The sequence below is a fragment of the Ornithinimicrobium pekingense DSM 21552 genome (assembly GCF_000421185.1).
Taxonomy (GTDB): domain Bacteria; phylum Actinomycetota; class Actinomycetes; order Actinomycetales; family Dermatophilaceae; genus Ornithinicoccus; species Ornithinicoccus pekingensis.
Genome location: NZ_ATWJ01000007.1, coordinates 132,491 through 148,297 on the forward strand (window position 1 = coordinate 132,491; position 15,807 = coordinate 148,297).

General features: G+C 73.2%; 14 protein-coding genes. 10 read left to right on the forward strand and 4 right to left on the reverse strand.

Annotated elements, in window-relative coordinates:
* The first annotated feature begins 669 nt into the window (after positions 1 to 669).
* Positions 670 to 2,193, forward strand: a complete 1,524-nt coding sequence (gene guaB / locus K330_RS0102760; RefSeq protein WP_022920329.1) for an IMP dehydrogenase — start codon at positions 670 to 672, stop codon at positions 2,191 to 2,193.
* Positions 2,194 to 2,218: 25 nt separating this feature from the next.
* On the opposite strand, the gene K330_RS0102765 is transcribed toward guaB, so the two are convergent.
* Complete coding sequence (locus tag K330_RS0102765; protein ID WP_029202242.1) at positions 2,219 to 3,019, reverse strand: dioxygenase family protein; 801 nt, start codon at positions 3,017 to 3,019, stop codon at positions 2,219 to 2,221.
* A 131-nt stretch (positions 3,020 to 3,150) separates the two neighbouring features.
* Here K330_RS0102765 and K330_RS0102770 point away from each other — a divergent pair, with 131 nt between their 5' ends.
* From K330_RS0102770 to K330_RS0102800, 7 genes are all read left to right on the forward strand, one after another.
* Positions 3,151 to 4,272 (forward strand): GuaB3 family IMP dehydrogenase-related protein, encoded by a 1,122-nt coding sequence (locus K330_RS0102770; RefSeq protein ID WP_022920331.1) that lies wholly within the window; start codon positions 3,151 to 3,153, stop codon positions 4,270 to 4,272.
* Entirely contained in the window at positions 4,259 to 5,752 is a 1,494-nt protein-coding gene (locus K330_RS0102775; RefSeq protein ID WP_022920332.1) for a YncE family protein, read from the forward strand. The genes K330_RS0102770 and K330_RS0102775 overlap by 14 nt, the downstream gene beginning before the upstream one ends.
* Positions 5,753 to 5,821: 69 nt before the next feature.
* Positions 5,822 to 6,655: an SURF1 family protein gene (locus K330_RS18740; RefSeq protein ID WP_022920333.1), complete on the forward strand. Its 834-nt coding sequence runs from the start codon at positions 5,822 to 5,824 to the stop codon at positions 6,653 to 6,655.
* 48 nt (positions 6,656 to 6,703) lie between these two features.
* Positions 6,704 to 7,039, forward strand: coding sequence for a DUF3817 domain-containing protein (locus tag K330_RS0102785; protein WP_022920334.1), 336 nt, complete (start codon positions 6,704 to 6,706; stop codon positions 7,037 to 7,039).
* Positions 7,036 to 8,637, forward strand: coding sequence for a glutamine-hydrolyzing GMP synthase (guaA, locus tag K330_RS0102790; RefSeq protein ID WP_022920335.1), 1,602 nt, complete (start codon positions 7,036 to 7,038; stop codon positions 8,635 to 8,637). Before K330_RS0102785 ends, guaA begins: the two co-directional genes overlap by 4 nt.
* Before the next feature lie 5 nt (positions 8,638 to 8,642).
* Positions 8,643 to 9,971 (forward strand): Mur ligase family protein, encoded by a 1,329-nt coding sequence (locus K330_RS0102795; RefSeq protein ID WP_022920336.1) that lies wholly within the window; start codon positions 8,643 to 8,645, stop codon positions 9,969 to 9,971.
* Positions 9,968 to 10,750, forward strand: a complete 783-nt coding sequence (locus K330_RS0102800) for a type 1 glutamine amidotransferase (RefSeq protein WP_022920337.1) — start codon at positions 9,968 to 9,970, stop codon at positions 10,748 to 10,750. The genes K330_RS0102795 and K330_RS0102800 overlap by 4 nt, the downstream gene beginning before the upstream one ends.
* A gap of 12 nt (positions 10,751 to 10,762) precedes the next feature.
* On the opposite strand, the gene K330_RS0102805 is transcribed toward K330_RS0102800, so the two are convergent.
* Genes K330_RS0102805 through K330_RS0102815 form a run of 3 tightly spaced genes read right to left on the reverse strand, consistent with a single transcriptional unit; the run spans position 10,763 to position 12,635 of the window.
* Positions 10,763 to 11,815, reverse strand: coding sequence for a lysylphosphatidylglycerol synthase transmembrane domain-containing protein (locus K330_RS0102805; RefSeq protein ID WP_156875660.1), 1,053 nt, complete (start codon positions 11,813 to 11,815; stop codon positions 10,763 to 10,765).
* A complete protein-coding gene (locus tag K330_RS18745; protein ID WP_022920339.1) occupies positions 11,812 to 12,240 on the reverse strand; it encodes a hypothetical protein in 429 nt (142 codons plus the stop codon). Before K330_RS18745 ends, K330_RS0102805 begins: the two co-directional genes overlap by 4 nt.
* Positions 12,237 to 12,635 carry a hypothetical protein gene (locus K330_RS0102815; protein WP_022920340.1) on the reverse strand — a complete coding sequence of 133 codons (399 nt, stop codon included), beginning with the start codon at positions 12,633 to 12,635 and terminating at the stop codon, positions 12,237 to 12,239. The genes K330_RS18745 and K330_RS0102815 overlap by 4 nt, the downstream gene beginning before the upstream one ends.
* A 108-nt stretch (positions 12,636 to 12,743) precedes the next feature.
* On the opposite strand from K330_RS0102815, the gene pcrA reads away from it, so the two are divergent.
* Together pcrA and K330_RS0102825 are read left to right on the forward strand one after the other, a co-directional pair.
* Complete coding sequence (gene pcrA / locus K330_RS0102820) at positions 12,744 to 15,278, forward strand: DNA helicase PcrA (protein ID WP_022920341.1); 2,535 nt, start codon at positions 12,744 to 12,746, stop codon at positions 15,276 to 15,278.
* A gap of 51 nt (positions 15,279 to 15,329) precedes the next feature.
* Positions 15,330 to 15,737: a coenzyme B12-dependent isobutyryl CoA mutase small subunit gene (locus K330_RS0102825; RefSeq protein ID WP_022920342.1), complete on the forward strand. Its 408-nt coding sequence runs from the start codon at positions 15,330 to 15,332 to the stop codon at positions 15,735 to 15,737.
* The last annotated feature ends 70 nt before the right edge of the window (positions 15,738 to 15,807 follow it).

Here is a 15,807-nt window from a genome sequence, read left to right on the forward strand (position 1 = left end):
TGCAGGACCACTCACCGGGCCTACGGTCGCGGCGTCCGAGGACGGCCCCGCCGTGCAGGCACGCACCCTCGCCGGACAGGCTGCTCCGGGGCCCGCGGCGGCGCGGCCGGAAGGCACACGGCCCGCTCAGACGCGCCCGGCGGACCCGCGCCCCGCACGACCAGGTCCCGCGCAAGCGGCCCCTGCGCAGGCGGTGCCGGCGAAGGCCCCTCCTGCGGACGAGGCGTCCGGGACCGGCGCGGTGCGAGCGACCGGAAGCGCGGCCCCGCCCCCGCCCCCGCCCGCGGCAGCAGGTGCCGGCGTGCCGTCCGGGAACGCTGCCGGTCCACCGGGCCGGGCACTCGTGGGCCCGTCCCACGACAGCGCAGGGGATGGCCCGCCTGAGCACCTGGTGCTGCCTCCTCGCGCCGCGGAGGAGGCCCGCGAGGTGGTGGCCGCGGTGAGGTCCCGCGGGCCGGAGCCCGGTCCGCCGCCCGGCGAAGCCGCACGGAGCACGGCAGGTGGCCCGCCGACCACCCCGCCGGGGAGGGCTGCACCGCCGCCGAGGCCGACCCCGCCCGAGGCCGGCACGCAGCCGGAGCTGGGCCCGCCCCCGGGTGACGACCCGCCGTCCGGGACGCCCTGACAGGGGCCGGACGACCTCCCACCGGCGGGCACTACCATCTGTCCATGACCCCGGCTGACCACAGTGACCTCACGCCCGTGCCCCCGGCGTTCTCGCGCCTGGGGCTCACCTATGACGACGTTCTCCTGCTGCCCGGGGACACCGACATGGCACCGGACGAGATCGACACCACGAGCCGGCTGACCAGGGAGATCTCGCTCCGGGTGCCGCTCATCTCCGCGGCGATGGACACCGTCACCGAGGCCCGGATGGCGATCGCGATGGCCCGCCAGGGCGGCATCGGCATCCTGCACCGCAACCTCTCGGTCGAGGACCAGGCCATGCAGGTCGACCTCGTCAAGCGGACGCAGACGGGCCGCATCACCAACCCGGTGACGATCGGTCCGGACGCCACCCTGGACGACCTCGACCGCGTCTGCGGCCAGTACCGGGTCTCAGGACTGCCGGTCGTCGACACCGACGGCACGCTGCTGGGGATCTGCACCAACCGCGACCTGCGGTTCACGCCCGTGGCCGAGTGGGGACGCACGCTCGTGCGGGACGTCATGACCCCGACACCGCTGGTCACGGCCCCGGCCGACGTGTCGCGCGAGGAGGCGACGGCCATCCTGCGCGCGCACAAGCGCGAGCGGCTGCCGCTGGTCGACGGGGCCGGACGCCTGGCCGGGCTCATCACGGTGAAGGACTTCGTCAAGTCCGAGCAGTTCCCCCGAGCCAGCAAGGACGCCGAGGGCCGGCTGCTCGTCGGCGCCGCCATCGGCTACTTCGGCGACGCCTGGGAGCGCGCCACCACCCTCGTCGACGCCGGTGTCGACGTGCTGGTGGCCGACACCGCGCACGGCCACGTCCGGCTGCTGGTCGAGATGGTGCAGCGGCTCAAGAGCGACCCGGCGACCCGGCACGTCCAGGTCGTGGGCGGCAACGTGGCCACCGGTGCCGGTGCGCGCGCGTTCGTCGAGGCGGGGGCCGACGCGGTCAAGGTCGGGGTCGGGCCCGGCGCGATCTGCACCACCCGCGTCGTCACCGGAGTGGGGGCACCCCAGCTGACCGCCGTGCACGAGGCCGCCGCCGTGGCGCGCGGGCACGGCATACCCGTCATCGCCGACGGCGGGCTGAAGTGGTCCGGCGACATCCCCAAGGCGCTCGCGGCCGGCGCCGAGAGCGTGATGATGGGCTCGATGCTCGCCGGCTCCGAGGAGAGCCCCGGGGAGCTGATCTTCGTCAACGGCAAGCAGTTCAAGAGCTACCGCGGGATGGGCTCGCTGGGCGCGATGAGCTCGCGCGGCAAGCAGTCCTTCTCCAAGGACCGCTACTTCCAGGCGGAGGTCAGCAGCGACGACCAGCTGGTGCCCGAGGGGGTGGAGGGCAGGGTGCCCTACCGCGGCACCGTCAGCGCGGTGCTGCACCAGATGGTGGGCGGCCTGCGGCAGGCGATGTTCTACGTCGGGGCGCGCAGCGTGCCCGAGCTGCAGGAGAAGGCGCAGTTCGTGCGGGTCACCCAGGCCAGCCTGCAGGAGTCGCACCCGCACGACATCGAGATGACCGTCGAGGCGCCCAACTACCGCTGAGGGACCCGCGCGGCGCCGACGGCGCTCAGTCGAACTGCCAGGACCGCTTGGACAGGCCGTACCAGAACCCGTCCACGACGCTCGAGCTGTCCACCCCGCCGGAGGCGTCCGCGGCACCCAGCGCCAGGTAGAGCGGCGCCCAGTGCTCGGTGCGCGGGTGGGCGACCCGAGCCGCGGGGGCCCGGGTCTCGAAGTCCAGGACCGCGTCGACGTCCCCGCGCCGCAGCGCCTCGGCCGCCCAGTGGTCGAACTCCGCGGAAGGCGTGGGCGGAGCGGCGTCCGCGGGCTCGCGCGGGTCGAACCAGGCGAGGTTGTGCGTGGTGAAGCCCGAGCCCACGATGAGCGTGCCCTCCTCCCGCAGCGGCGCCAGCCGACGGCCCAGCTCGAACAGCTGGCGGGGGTCGAGGGTCGGCATCGACATCTGCACCACGGGCACGTCGGCCTCGGGGAACATCTCGACCAGCGGCACGTAGGCGCCGTGGTCCAGCCCCCGGGTCTCGTCGCGGTGGACACCTCCCGCGTGGTCGCCGACCAGGCCCTCGACCGTGCCGGCCAGGTCGGGGGCGAGCGGGGCGTCGTAGGTCACCGTGTAGTACTTCTCCGGGAAGCCCCAGAAGTCGTAGACCAGCGGCCGGGCCTGCTGCGTCGCCGACAGCGACAGCGGCGCGTTCTCCCAGTGGGCCGAGACCATGAGGATGTTGCGCGGGGTGGGCAGGTCGGCCGACCACGAGGCGAGCTGGGCGGTCCAGCGGGCGTCGTCGGCCAGCGGTGGCGCACCGTGCGACAGGTAGAGGATCGGCATGCGGGAGGGGGCGGCGGCGGTCATGCCCACCATTGTCGTTGATGTGTCACCTATCTGCAAGGGCGGTGTGCGCGGGACCAGCAGGCAGGGTGCGGACCCGGGTGCCCGCGGTGTGGGTGTCGTGGACCGCACCCAGGGCTGGGTAGCCTGTCCCGGTGACTGAGATCGAGATCGGCCGTGGCAAGCGGGGCCGCCGCGCCTTCACCTTCGACGACATCGCGGTCGTCCCGTCCCGCCGCACCCGGGACCCCGAGGACGTCTCGATCAGCTGGCAGATCGACGCCTACCACTTCGAGCTGCCCGTCCTCGCCGCCCCCATGGACTCGGTCGTCTCCCCGGACACGGCGATCGAGATGGGCCGGCTGGGAGGGCTCGGCGTCCTGGACCTCGAGGGCCTGTGGACGCGCTACGAGGACCCGCTGCCCGCGCTGCAGGAGATCGCCGAGCTGCCGGACGAGCGGTCCACCGCGCGCATGCGGGAGCTGTATGCCGCGCCCGTGCGCCCCGAGCTGATCACCGAGCGGCTGCGCCAGGTCCGGGACGCCGGCGTCACGGTCGCCGGGGCGCTCTCGCCCCAGCGCACCCAGGAGCTGTGGCGGGTCGTCGTGGAGGCCGGGGTGGACCTCTTCGTCATCCGCGGCACGACGGTGTCGGCCGAGCACGTCTCGAGCCAGGCCGAGCCGCTCAACCTCAAGCGCTTCATCTACGAGCTCGACGTCCCGGTCGTCGTGGGCGGGGCCGGCACCTACACGGCGGCCCTGCACCTGATGCGCACCGGTGCGGCCGGCGTGCTCGTGGGCTTCGGCGGGGGGTCGGCCCACCGCACCCGCACGACCCTGGGGATCCACACGCCGGCGGCGACCGCGATCGCCGACGTGGCCGCGGCGCGCCGGGACTACCTCGACGAGTCGGGCGGGCGTTACGTGCACGTCATCGCCGACGGCGGGACGAGCACCTCCGGCGAGATGGTCAAGGCCATCGCCTGCGGGGCCGACTCGGTCATGCTGGGCGCTGCGCTCGCCCGCGCCTCCGAGGCGCCGGGCCGCGGTTTCCACTGGGGCAGCGAGGCGCACCACCACGTCCTGCCCCGGGGGCAGCGGGTCGACGTTGGGACGATCGGCACCCTCCGTGAGATCCTGCTGGGGCCGGCGTCAGGGGCGGACGGCACGACCAACCTCACGGGTGCCCTTCGTCGCGCCATGGCGACGACCGGGTACACCGACCTCAAGGAGTTCCAGCGCGTGGAAGTAGTGGTGGCACCGTATGGCGCCCGGTGACGACAGGTACGGGTACGGCTCCGCGGACAGACGCGGGCAGGACGACCATGTCGAGTACGACGTGCGCGAGCTGGCCGGACGTCACCGCGAGGGCGCCCGCGCCGGGCTGACGGTCCGCAAGGACGCCGTGTACGTGCGGCGCCGTCGCGCGGCCGTGGGCGGCCTGCTGGCGTTCGTCCTCGCCGTCGTCACCGGCGTCGGCGTGTGGCTCGGCGGCTCCGGCGTCGACCGGGACGACCGGGCGATGGCGCTGGGCGGCACGGGCGGCACGTCCACGGCTGCCTCGAGCGAGGAACCTGCCGGCGGGACGCAGGACGAGGCCGCGCAGGCGGCCGAGGACGTCGCCGCGCCGGCCGACGACGCGCAGGGCGGTGCCACGCAGACCGAGGCGACGCAGGAGCAGGCCGCTGAGCCGGCGAAGGACCCGGTGTGGCAGAAGGACCCGGTCCCGGCCGAGCTCCCCAGCGACACCACCGCGCTGGAGCCGGTCGACTACCTCACCGGCGGCATGACGCCGAAGTCGATCATGGCCTCCGGGCACGGGCTGATGATCGCCAACAACATGATGTACTCCCACACCTCGACGGTCTTCGACTCCACGACCCGGGAGCAGGTCGCGGTGCTCGACGACGCGGTCGACCTCTCGGAGTTCGGGGTGGAGGGTCACCCGGGGATCTCCCAGGGCTCGCCGGTCGAGGCCGTGTGGACCGCGGACGGGCGCTACGCCTACGTCTCGCAGTACACGATGTACGGCCAGAACTTCGGGGTGCAGGGCTTCGACGCCTGCACCCGCGACAGCGGGGTCGGCCCGTCCTACCTCTACCGCTTCGACGCCGAGGAGATGGCCTGGGACCAGGTGATCAAGGTCGGCGCCGTGCCGAAGTACCTCGAGATCACGCCGGACCAGAGCACCATCCTGGTGAGCAACTGGTGCGACGCGACGATCTCGGTGGTGGACGTCGAGAAGGCCGAGGAGACCAAGGTCATCGACGTCAACGAGTCGCCCCGCGGCATCGCGATCCTGCCCGACAGCAACACGGCCTACGTCGTGGCCATGTACGCCCAGTCGCTGTTCAAGGTCGACATCGAGGCGGGCACCAGCGAGCTGGTGATGAACACCACGCTGCGGCCCCGGCACCTCAACGTGACCGAGGACGGCTCGACGCTCTACATGACCGTCAGCTCGGCCAACACGATCTACAAGATCGACACCGAGACCGACGAGATCGTCGACGAGGTCGTCCCCGGGCTGGAGCCGCGCTCGGTGACCATGTCGCCGGACGAGAAGGCGCTCTACGTCGTCAACTACAACGAGGCGACCGTCTCCAAGGTCCGCACCTCGGACATGACCGTCATCGACAAGGTCGACGTCGACGCCGACCCGATCGGCATCGACTACGACCCGGTGACCAACACCGTCTGGGTCGCCTGCTACAACGGCGCGGTCTACGTCTTCGACGACCAGAGCACGCCGCTGTAGCGACCTGCGCCGAGGTGTCCCCCGGGCGCACAGCACGGACCACCCAGGCGCATCGCCTACCCTGAGCGGGTGATCCGCACCGCTCTCCGACCCGGCTGGCTGGCCCTGCTCGGCCTGCTGGTCGTGATCGTGGTGGGCTTCTACCAGCTCGGGATGTGGCAGATCGGGGTCAGCTCCAACGAGGCCTCCCGCGAGCACGCGGCCGCCCAGGCGGCCCGGCCCACCGAGCCGCTGGGCGAGGTCACCGCCCCCCACCAGGCCTTCCCCGACGACGGCGCGGGCCTGTCGGTCACCGCCGAGGGGGAGTATGCCGCCGAGCACCAGTTCCTCGTCGCGGGCCGGGTGCTCGACGGCGAACCGGGCTACTGGGTGGTCACCCCGCTGCGGACCGGGGCCTCCGGGGAGCCGGCCCTGCTGCCGGTGGTCCGCGGCTTCGTGACCGACCCCGCCGGCGCCGACCGCCCTGGCCCCGGCACTGTGCAGGTCACCGGCACCCTGGCCCCGAGCGAGTCCCCCGGGGAGGGGGCCGACCTCGGGACCCTGCCGGAGGGGCAGCGGGCCGCCATCGACACCGCCGACCTGGTCAACCTCTGGGCCGAGGACGCCGCCGTGTACAACGCCTTCGTCTTCCTCGTAGAGGAGGACCCGACCGTGACCGCCCCCGCGGTGCGCCCGATCCCGCCGCCCGTCTTCGGTGACAGCGGCATCGTGTGGCGCAACTTCGGTTACGGCCTGCAGTGGTTCGTCTTCGCCGCGTTCGCCGTCTACATGTACGTCCGCTTCCTGCGCCAGGCCGTGCGGGACGAGTCCGACGGCGACGGCGGCGACGCCGAGGGCCCCGGTGGCGCACCGCACGCCCCCCGGCCCCGCCCCGCCGACGACCGCACGCCGGTCGCCCACTGACCCCGCACCCGCCCCGCACCACCCAGCCCTCCTGGAGGAGATCGACGAATGTCCGCCCGCGCCAAGCTCACGTTCTTCCGCGTGATGGCCTTCCTGGTCGGGGTGTTCCTGCTCATCCTGGCCACCCACATGATCCTGTACTACGGCTACGGCAACGACGCGCTGGCGTTCTGGCCGGCGCCCCACGGCTGGTTCTACATGGTCTACATCGTGGCGACCGCCCTGCTGGGCTTCGAGCTGCGCTGGGGGATGGGCAAGATGGTCGGGGTCATGCTCGCCGGGTGCGTGCCCTTCCTGTCCTTCTGGGTCGAGCACCGGGTGCACCGGGACGCCCGGGAGCAGATCACGGCGAGGGAGCCCGACGCGGATAGGGTGACCGCGTGACCCAGCCGCTCGACACCCGACCGGTCCTCGTCGTCGACTTCGGCGCCCAGTACGCCCAGCTCATCGCCCGGCGCGTGCGGGAGGCCAACGTCTACAGCGAGGTCGTGCCGCACACGACGCCCGCGTCCGAGATGCTCGCCAAGGACCCGGCGGCGATCATCCTCTCGGGCGGGCCCTCGTCCGTCTACGCCGAGGACGCCCCCGGCCTGGAAGAGGCCGTCGTCACCTCCGGGGTCCCGGTCCTGGGCATCTGCTACGGCTTCCAGGCCATGTCGCAGGTGCTCGGTGGCCAGGTGGCCCGCACCGGGCAGCGCGAGTACGGCGAGACCCGCGCCAGCGTGACGCCGCTGGCGAGCACCCTCTTCGCCGACCAGCCCGAGGAGCAGGTCGTGTGGATGTCGCACGGCGACGCGGTGCACGCGGCGCCCGCCGGCACCACCGTCACGGCGCGCACGCCAGGGGCTCCCGTCGCGGCGTTCGAGGACGACGAGCGGCGGCTCTACGGCGTCCAGTGGCACCCCGAGGTGCTGCACACGACGCACGGCCAGCAGGTCCTGGCCAACTTCCTGCGGCGCGGCGCCGGGATCGACCCGACGTGGACGAGCGGCAACGTCGTCGAGCAGCTCGTGGAGGAGATCCGCGCGCAGGTGGGCGAGGACCGGGTCCTCTGCGGGCTGTCCGGAGGCGTCGACTCCTCGGTGGCCGCGGCCCTGGTCCAGCGGGCCGTCGGCGACCAGCTGACGTGCGTGTTCGTCGACCACGGCCTGCTGCGCGAGGGCGAGGCCGAGCAGGTGGAGCAGGACTTCGTCGACGCGACCGGTGTCGACCTCGTCGTCGTCGACGCGCGGGAGCGGTTCCTCTCCGCGCTGGCCGGGGTGAGCGACCCCGAGGAGAAGCGCAAGATCATCGGCCGGGAGTTCATCCGCGTCTTCGAGCAGGCCGCCCGTGACGTCGTGCGCGCACACGAGGGCGAGGGCCAGGACGGCGACCGCCACCACGACCATCCTGTCAAGTGGCTCGTCCAGGGCACCCTCTACCCCGACGTCGTCGAGTCCGGCGGGGGGTCGGGCGCCGCCAACATCAAGAGCCACCACAACGTCGGGGGTCTGCCCGAGGACCTGCAGTTCAAGCTGATCGAGCCGCTGCGGATGCTCTTCAAGGACGAGGTCCGCCAGGTCGGGCTCGAGCTCGGGGTGCCCGAGGGGATCGTGTGGCGCCAGCCGTTCCCGGGACCCGGACTGGGCATCCGCATCGTCGGCGAGGTCACCGCCGAGCGGCTGGCGGTGCTGCGGCGCGCCGACGCCATCGCCCGCGAGGAGCTGACCCGCGCCGGTCTGGACCGCGAGATCTGGCAGTGCCCGGTCGTCCTGCTCGCCGACGTCCGCTCGGTGGGCGTCCAGGGCGACGGGCGCACCTACGGCCACCCGGTCGTGCTGCGCCCGGTCTCCAGCGAGGACGCGATGACGGCCGACTGGACCCGCGTCCCCTACGAGATCCTGGCGCGCATCTCCTCGCGCATCACCAACGAGGTCGAGGACGTCAACCGGGTCGTCCTCGACGTCACCAGCAAGCCGCCGGGGACGATCGAGTGGGAGTGAGGGGTATGGCGTCGGTCCTCACCCGGGCACGCACCGCCACGGCCCTGGCCGCCGGCAAGGCCGCCCGCCTGGCCTCCCGGCTGCGGGGCGGCGGCTCGGCCCTGCCCGGGCTGGTCACCGAGAAGATCGACCCCACCGTGCTGCGCCATACCCTCGGCTCGCTGCCGCAGGGGGTCGTGGTGGTCTCGGGCACCAACGGCAAGACGACCACCACCAAGATGCTCGTCGCGCTGCTGCGCGCTCACGGGCTGCGCGTGTTCACCAACCCGACCGGGTCCAACTTCACCCGGGGTGTGATCTCCTCGATGCTCGGCGAGATCGGTCTGCGCGGCCGGCTCGGCGCCGACGTCGCGGTGGTGGAGCTGGACGAGGCGCACGCGCTGCACTTCGCCGCCCAGGTGCCGCCGACGCACGCACTGCTGCTCAACGTCGCCCGCGACCAGCTCGACCGGTTCGCCGAGATCGACCACACGGCCCGGCTCCTCACCACGCTCGGGGAGCGGGCCACGACCGGCGTGGTGCTCAACGCCGACGACTCCTTCATCTCCCGCGTGCGCGACAGCCTCCCGGCGGGCGTGCAGGTCCGCTGGTTCGGGGTCGACCCGAGCATCTCCGACCGGCTGCCCGAGCTGCAGGAGGCCGACGTGCGCTTCGCCGACGCCGACGACCGGCCGCAGCTGGGCGAGCACGACGGCCTGCTCCTGCCCGACGACGACGGCCGCGGGCTCACGGTCCGCTTCCCGGGCGGGCACGACGTCGGGCCGCTCACCCTGCGCCAGCGCGGCCTGGCCGCCATGATCAACGCCACCGCGGCCACCACCATGGCGCGTGAGCTGCTGGGGCAGGCCTTCGACGCCTCCGTCGCCGCGACGGCGCTCGCGGCGGTCAACCCGCCCTTCGGCCGCGGCGAGGTGATCGACGTCGGCGGCGCCCAGCTCGAGCTGGTGCTGGTCAAGAACCCCGCCGGGTTCACCGTGGCGCTGGGGACCTACGGCGCCGAGCCGGTGGCGACGATGGTGGCGATCAACGACAACTACGCCGACGGCCGTGACGTCTCCTGGCTCTACGACGTGTCCTTCGAGTCGCTGCGGGAGCGGGGGGTGGCCGTGACCTCGGGCGTGCGCGCCTGGGACATGGCGCTGCGGCTGCGCTACGACGGTGTCGAGGTCGGCGCGGTCGACACCGACCTCGACGCCGCCCTGGAGAGGTTCCTGCGGGACCACCGGGGCCAGCCCGTGCGCATCTTCTGCACCTACACCGCCATGATGCACCTGCGGCGCCGGCTGGCCGACAGGTTCGGCCTGGCACGCTTCGGGGAGGACCCGGCCGCATGAGCGAGACGACCGACCAGGCCCTGCCGGGCGACGTCGCGGCCCTGGCCGAGGTGCCGGCCGACAAGGGCGAGGTGCACCTCGTCCACCTCTACCCGCGCGAGATGAGCATTTACGGCGACCTCGGCAACACCCGCTGCCTGGCCGCGCGGCTGCGCTGGCACGGCTACCAGCCGGTCGTGCACGACCACCACCCTGGTGCGCCGTGGCCCGACCGGGTCGACCTCGTCCTGGGCGGGGGCGGACAGGACAGCGGGCAGGTGCGGGTCCAGGACGACCTCGCGGCGCATGCGGACCGGCTGCGCGAGCTGGCGACCGAGGGCGTGCCGATGCTCATGATCTGCGGCATGTACCAGCTCTTCGGGGAGGCGTTCGTCACCGTCGAGGGACGGCGCCTGCCGGGCCTGGGCATCCTCGACGTCACCACCCGGGGCAACGAGACCCGGATGATCGGGCCCGTGGTGCTGGACACCGACTTCGGGCCCGTCGTCGGCTACGAGAACCACTCCGGCTCGACCGTGCTCGGCACCGGTCAACGGCCCTTCGGCCGGGTGCGCCACGGTCGCGGCAACAACGGCTCGGACGGCACGGAGGGGGCCAGGACGCACAACGTCGTCGGGTCCTACCTGCACGGCCCGGTCCTGCCGGCGAACCCGCAGCTGGCCGACGGCCTGCTCGAGGTGGCCGCGCGGCGGGCCACCGGAGGCTGGGAGCCCGGCGAGGTCGACGACACCCTCGCCCGCGAGGCCCACGACCGCCAGGTGCGCCGGCTGCTGGGCTGAACCCGCCCGCGGTCAGGCCAGGCGTCCCTCGGCGCTCGCCTGACGGCCGGTGCCGGCCCACCAGGCCCCGAGGGCGGCCAGCCCGAAGGGCACGACGACCAGGTGGGCGTAGATCGCGTAGAGCAGCGCCGTCGCCGAGGCCGCGCCGCCGTCGGCGCCGAAGAGCACCAGCAGCCCGGCGGTGCCGACCTCGGTCACGCCCAGCCCGCCGGGGGTCACGGCCATGACGGTCAGCAGCTGGCGGAAGGTGTAGGCGCAGATCAGCTCGGCCACCGGCAGGTCCAGGCCGACGACCCGCGCCGCGACCCAGTAGAGACCGAAGAGCAGCACGAACTGGCCGCACATCCCCAGCACGATCCGCCACCACCCAGTGCGCACGACCTCCTCGACCCGCGCCCGCTGGTCGGTCACCAGGCGGTCCAACCCACGGCCCTCGCGCACCGCCCGGCTGAAGGGCGCCAGCACCGGGCGCAGGGTCCGCGAGACCAGGCCCGCCACGCGGTCGGAGAAGATCATCACCGCGCACACCACGACCACCCCGGTGCCGACCGCTCCGGCGACGTAGGCCCCCGTGACGACGACCTGCGGGGCCTCGATCGGGCCGGCGACGAGGACGAGGCAGCCGATGACGGGCAGCAGCACGCGGGCCAGCACGTTGGCCACCGCCGTGACCAAGAACGAGCTGGAGACCGCCGACTTGGAGAAGCCCCACGAGCGCAGCATCATCCACGACACCGCGACGCCGACGGCGGCACCCAGCGGGATGAGGTTGGCGATCGTCGCGGCGACGCCGTTGATCTTCAGCGCCTGGACGTGACCCACGCCGGGCAGCGAGCCCATGACCACCCAGGTGTAGCAGAACAACCCGCCCAGGAGCAGCAGGCCCATGAGCACCGCGGTGCCGGGCCGCACCCGCGACAGCTGGGCCCAGATCTGCGCCCAGCTCGTGTCGAGCAGGTAGGGCAGGCCGTAGGCGATGAGCACGGCGACCACCGCGACGCCCAGCACGGCCTGCACGGCCTGCCGCGGCCCGAACCGCGGCAGGGCCGGGGCCCGGTCGCTCATGCCGCCGACCCCGCCCGCGCGCCGCGCGGCGAGAGCAGCCACCACAGGCCCACGACGGGCAGCACGAGGGGGATGAAGAGGTAGCCGCGGCCGTAGGTCGACCACACGGTGGCGTCGGGGAACATCTGCGGCGCCAGCACGCTCCAGGTGCCGACGGCGAGCACCCCGACCAGCTCGACGGACAGGGCGACGACGCTCACCCACCAGGCGGCCCGACCGCGCAGGGACAGGGAGACCAGTGCGACGACGTACACCAGCGCGGCGAGGGCGGACAGGCCGTAGGCCAGCGGGGCCTGCTCCCACCGCGTCGAGATCTGCGCGGCCGAGCGCGAGACGGTGCCGATGACGAAGACGAGGTAGAGCGCCAGGATGACCCGGCCCGGGCCGTGCCGACGGTCGCCCGGGTGAGCCGCGGGGCCCCTCACGGGGTCATCAGCCCGACGCCGTGCCAGATCTGCGCGCAGCGGGCTCCCATGACCGCGACGACGAACGCCGCGACGGCCAGCACGAAGGTGCTCCACCGGGTCCGTTCCTCGCGCGCCCAGACCAGGGCCAGCGCCGGCAGCAGGAGGATCGTGACGAGGTAGGACCACAGCTCCCAGGTCGGGCCGGCGGGAGCCTGACCGGAGAGCTGGCGCACGAGGTACCACGCGGCGTACGCCAGCACCCCCAGCTGGAGCAGCGCGGTCAGCCCCACCGTCAGGCGACCGGGGGCCCGGCCGTTCAGGCCGCTGACCAGGCAGACCAGCGCGAGCCCGAGGCCACCGACCAGCAGGGCGAGGGTGGGCGCGTCGAGGTATGCCGAGGAGCCGCCGGTCACGGGCGGTCACCTCGGGCGGGAGGTCGGCTGGTCACGGGGCCAGACTAGGTGGAGGGTCTGTGGACGCGGACGGAGGGCGTCGGTGCGCCCGCCTAGGATGGGTGCACGATGAGCAGCCTGTTCGACCACCTCTCCTTCGACCTCCCGATGCCCTCGATGACGGCTGCCCAGGCGAGCGGTCACGCCGCCGGCCAGGAGGTCGACGAGCGCGGGGTGCCGGCCTGGGCGCTGGGGGACGGCCAGGAGCCGCCTGCCCCGTCGGCGGCGGGACGCGCGCGCGGCGGCGGGGGGTCGGGGGTCGAGGAGCTGCTGGCCGGGCTCAACGCGCCCCAGCGCGAGGCGGTGACGCACGAGGGCAGCCCGCTGCTCATCGTCGCCGGCGCCGGGTCGGGCAAGACCCGGGTGCTGACGCACCGCATCGCCTACCTGCTGGCCGAGCGCCACGTGCACCCGGGTCAGGTCCTGGCGATCACCTTCACCAACAAGGCCGCCGCGGAGATGCGCGAGCGGGTCGCGGCCCTGGTGGGCCCGCGGGCCAAGGCGATGTGGGTCTCGACCTTCCACTCCGCGTGCGTGCGCATCCTGCGCCGCGAGGCGCAGACGGCCGGCCTGCGGTCGTCGTTCTCGATCTACGACGCCGCCGACAGCCAGCGGCTCATGGGCATGGTCATCCGCGACCTCGACCTCGACCCCAAGCGCTACCCGGCCCGGGCGTTCCTGTCGAAGGTGTCGGCCGCCAAGAACGAGCTGGTCGACGAGGAGACCTTCGCCGCACGTGTGGGCAGCAACTCCTACGAGCAGAAGGTCGCCGAGGCCTACACGCTCTACCAGCGCCGGCTGCGGGCCGCCAACGCCCTCGACTTCGACGACATCATCTCCACGACCGTGCACGTCCTGCAGGCCTTCCCCGACGTGCGCGAGCACTACCGGCGGCGGTTCCGGCACGTCATGGTGGACGAGTACCAGGACACCAACCACGCCCAGTACGTCCTGGTGCGCGAGCTCGTCGGCCAGCAGGGCGACATCGTGGACGGCGGCAGCCGGCCGCTGCCGCCCGCCGAGCTCTGCGTCGTCGGCGACGCCGACCAGTCGATCTACGCCTTCCGCGGCGCGACGATCCGCAACATCGTGGAGTTCGAGGAGGACTATCCCGACGCGCGGACGATCCTGCTCGAGCAGAACTACCGCAGCACCGCGACCATCCTCCGGGCCGCCAACGCCGTGATCGCCCGCAACCCCGGGCGACGCGACAAGAACCTGTGGACCGACGCGGGGGAGGGGCACCAGATCGTCGGCTACGTCGCCGACAGCGAGCACGACGAGGCCTCCTTCGTGGCCCGCACGATCGACCGGCTCTCCGACGAGCGCGGGGTGCGCCCCGGTGACGTCGCGGTCTTCTACCGCACCAACGCCCAGTCCCGGGCCCTGGAGGAGGTGCTGGTGCGCACCGGCCTGCCCTACAAGGTCGTCGGCGGCACCCGCTTCTACGAGCGTCGCGAGGTCAAGGACGCCCTGGCCTACCTGCGCGTGCTCGCCAACCCGGCCGACGACGTCAACCTGCGCCGCATCCTCAACACCCCCAAGCGGGGGATCGGCGACCGCGCCGTCGGGGCGGTGTCGGCGCTGGCCGAGCGGGAGCGGATCCCCTTCGTGGCAGCGCTCGGCCGGGCCGAGGACGCACCGGCGATCGCGAGCCGGTCGGTGGCTGCCATCAAGGGCTTCACCGGCCTGCTGGAGGAGCTCGGGGCGGTGGCCGCCGACGACGGCACGGGTGTCGGCGACCTGCTCGAGGCGATCCTGGACCGGACCGGCTACCTGGCCGAGCTGCGCGCCAGCACCGACCCGCAGGACGAGACCCGGGTGGAGAACCTGCAGGAGCTGGTGACGGTCGCGCGCGAGTTCGACGACAACTACCCCGAGGGCGGGCTGGTCGACTTCCTGGAGCAGGTCTCGCTGGTCGCCGACGCCGACGAGATCCCCGAGGGTGACGAGGCGGAGTCGGCCGGCGTGGTGACGCTGATGACCCTGCACACGGCCAAGGGCCTGGAGTTCCCGGTCGTCTTCCTCACGGGCCTGGAGGACGGGACCTTCCCGCACCAGCGCAGCCTGGACGACCCCGAGGAGCTGGAGGAGGAGCGGCGGCTGGCCTACGTCGGCATCACCCGCGCGCGCGAGCAGCTGCACCTGTCCCGGGCCGGCAGCCGGGCCGCCTTCGGCACGCCGCAGTACTTCCCGCCGTCCCGCTTCCTCGACGAGATCCCCGAGGAGCTCCTCGCCTGGGAGCGCACCGACGCCGACCGCTCCAGCTTCACCGGTCGACCCTCCGCCTCCGAGGGCCTGGGCTGGGGCGGGGGCTTCGCGGCGCGCGGCGGGCAGCGCCACGGTGGCTCAGGCTTCGGCAGCCGTCCCGAGGTGGTGCGCCTGGACCCGCGTGGCAGCGCACCGCGTCGGCCGCGCAGCGAGGCGGAGAGCGCCGAGCTCGACGCGCTCGCCGCGGGCGACCGCGTCAGCCACGACTCCTTCGGCCTGGGCACGGTGGTGCGGGTCGAGGGCACCGGCAAGCACCGGATGGCGCACGTCGACTTCGGCGAGGCCGGGGTCAAGCGGCTGCTCGTGCGGGTCGCCCCGCTCGTGCGGCTGTAGGGGCGCCGACCGCGGGCGAGCGGGGCGCGGGCCTGCGATAGTGTCTGGCCCATGTCCTCATCACCGCTGCGCGTGGTCGTGGCCAAGCCCGGCCTCGACGGTCACGACCGAGGAGCGAAGGTGGTCGCCCGGGCTCTGCGTGACGCGGGCGTGGAGGTGATCTACACCGGGCTGCACCAGACCCCGGACCAGATCGTCGCCGCCGCGATCGCCGAGGACGCCGACGCGATCGGCCTGTCCGTCCTCTCCGGTGCGCACCTCACCCTGTTCCGCAGGGTGATCGAGCTGCTCGCCGAGCGTGACGCCGCGGACGTGGTGGTCTTCGGCGGCGGGATCATCCCCGCCGACGACATCCCGGTCCTCAAGGGAATGGGCGTGGCCGAGGTGTTCACCCCTGGCAGCAGCACGAGCGACATCACCGGCTGGGTGCGCGAGCACCTGGCGACCACCCCCGACTGACCCGTCGTCCGGTCCGGCCCCCGGCCACCCGGACGTCAGCGTCATACCCCTTTGTCCACCCACACCACCA

Coding starts and splice junctions, on each gene's coding strand:
- guaB (WP_022920329.1), top strand. CDS start 670: ATGACCCCGGCTGACCACAGTGACCTCACGCCCGTGCCCCCGGCGTTC.
- K330_RS0102765 (WP_029202242.1), bottom strand. CDS start 3,019: ATGACCGCCGCCGCCCCCTCCCGCATGCCGATCCTCTACCTGTCGCAC.
- K330_RS0102775 (WP_022920332.1), top strand. CDS start 4,259: ATGGCGCCCGGTGACGACAGGTACGGGTACGGCTCCGCGGACAGACGC.
- K330_RS0102785 (WP_022920334.1), top strand. CDS start 6,704: ATGTCCGCCCGCGCCAAGCTCACGTTCTTCCGCGTGATGGCCTTCCTG.
- K330_RS0102795 (WP_022920336.1), top strand. CDS start 8,643: ATGGCGTCGGTCCTCACCCGGGCACGCACCGCCACGGCCCTGGCCGCC.
- K330_RS0102800 (WP_022920337.1), top strand. CDS start 9,968: ATGAGCGAGACGACCGACCAGGCCCTGCCGGGCGACGTCGCGGCCCTG.
- K330_RS0102805 (WP_156875660.1), bottom strand. CDS start 11,815: ATGAGCGACCGGGCCCCGGCCCTGCCGCGGTTCGGGCCGCGGCAGGCC.
- pcrA (WP_022920341.1), top strand. CDS start 12,744: ATGAGCAGCCTGTTCGACCACCTCTCCTTCGACCTCCCGATGCCCTCG.
- K330_RS0102825 (WP_022920342.1), top strand. CDS start 15,330: ATGTCCTCATCACCGCTGCGCGTGGTCGTGGCCAAGCCCGGCCTCGAC.